At 49.0% G+C, this 1,611-nt stretch carries 1 protein-coding gene; it reads left to right on the forward strand.

All coding sequences use genetic code 11. The features are described 5' to 3' along the window. Window positions 1-1,611, forward strand: a 1,611-nt coding sequence (gene rnr, locus CGZ90_RS19570; RefSeq protein WP_094254173.1) for a ribonuclease R, incomplete at both ends; no start/stop codon positions are given.

Genomic DNA, 1,611 nt, shown 5'->3' on the forward strand with positions numbered 1-1,611 from the left:
ATCGGACATAAAAATGATCCAGGTGTTGATATCATTTCGGTCATCTTCAAGCACGGCCTTCCGCGCGAATTTCCGCAGGAAGTCATCGATCAGGCGAACAGCGTGCCGGACCAGATCGATGCGAAAGACATCGAAGGGCGCAGGGATTTGCGCGAAGATACGATCGTCACAATTGACGGAGAAGACGCAAAGGATTTGGATGACGCTGTTAATGTTGAAAAGCTGCCGAACGGCAATTACAAGCTCGGTGTCCATATCGCGGACGTGTCTCATTATGTGACAGAAGATTCGCCGATCGATGTAGAAGCGAAAGACCGCGGAACGAGCGTCTATCTCGTGGACCGGGTAATTCCGATGATCCCGCATCGTTTGTCAAACGGTCTTTGTTCATTGAATCCGAAAGTCGACCGCCTGACGATATCGTGCGAGATGGAAATCACGCCTGATGGCAACGTCGTAAAGCACGAGATTTTCCCGAGTGTGATTCGCACTACGGAACGCATGACGTATACGAACGTCCGTAAAATTATTCAAGATGAAGATGAAGCGGTAACAGAGCGGTATGAGCCGCTTGTTCCGTTTTTCAAGCTTATGGCTGAGCTTGCTGATGTGCTCCGCAAAAAGCGCTTTGCACGCGGTGCGATAGATTTTGACTTCAGTGAAGCGAAGGTGCTTGTTGATGAGAACAGCGAGCCAAAGGATATCGTACTGCGTGAACGGTCGGTAGCTGAAAAGCTGATCGAAGAATTTATGCTTTGCGCGAACGAAACGGTAGCTGAGCATTTCCACCGCATGGACATCCCGTTCATGTACCGTATTCACGAAGATCCAGATGAAGGAAAGCTCGAGCGTTTCCTAGAATTTGTGGCGATGTTCGGCTACGCGCTGAAAGGTACGCCTGGAGATATTCATCCGCGTACGCTTCAGCAGCTTCTTGAAACAGTAAAAGGGGAGCCTGAGGAGATGGTTATCTCTAAAATCATGCTCCGATCGATGAAACAGGCAAAATACGATCATATGTCACTGGGGCATTATGGTTTGGCGACAGAGTTCTATACACATTTTACTTCGCCGATCCGCCGTTATCCGGATTTGATCGTTCATCGGCTAATCCGCACATATTTGTTTAATAAAAAGACTGATCCGAAAACCGTAAGTCATTGGAAGAACGAACTTCCGGGAATCGCTAAGCATTCATCTGGGATGGAAAGACGAGCGGTTGATGCGGAACGGGAAACCGACGATCTGAAAAAGGCACAGTTTATGGTCGACAAAATCGGGGAAGAGTACGATGGAGTCATCAGCTCTGTGACGAACTTCGGATTGTTTGTCGAGCTGCCGAACACGATTGAAGGCCTCGTGCACGTAAGCTATCTTACCGACGATTATTACCGTTATGATGAAAAGTTTATGGCGATGATCGGCGAGCGCACAGGGAACGTGTTCCGCATCGGCGATGAGATTTCCATTAAAGTCGCAAACGTGAACATCGATGAGCGTGCGATCGATTTTGAGATCGTCGGTATGAAAGGAACGCCAAGACGGCGTCCGAAAGACCGGCAGAAAGTGATCGATGGCGGAGGAAGCGGCAGCGAATCAAGAGGACGGAGA

The sequence above is a fragment of the Fictibacillus aquaticus genome, assembly GCF_002245695.1.
GTDB classification, from domain to species: domain Bacteria; phylum Bacillota; class Bacilli; order Bacillales; family Fictibacillaceae; genus Fictibacillus; species Fictibacillus aquaticus.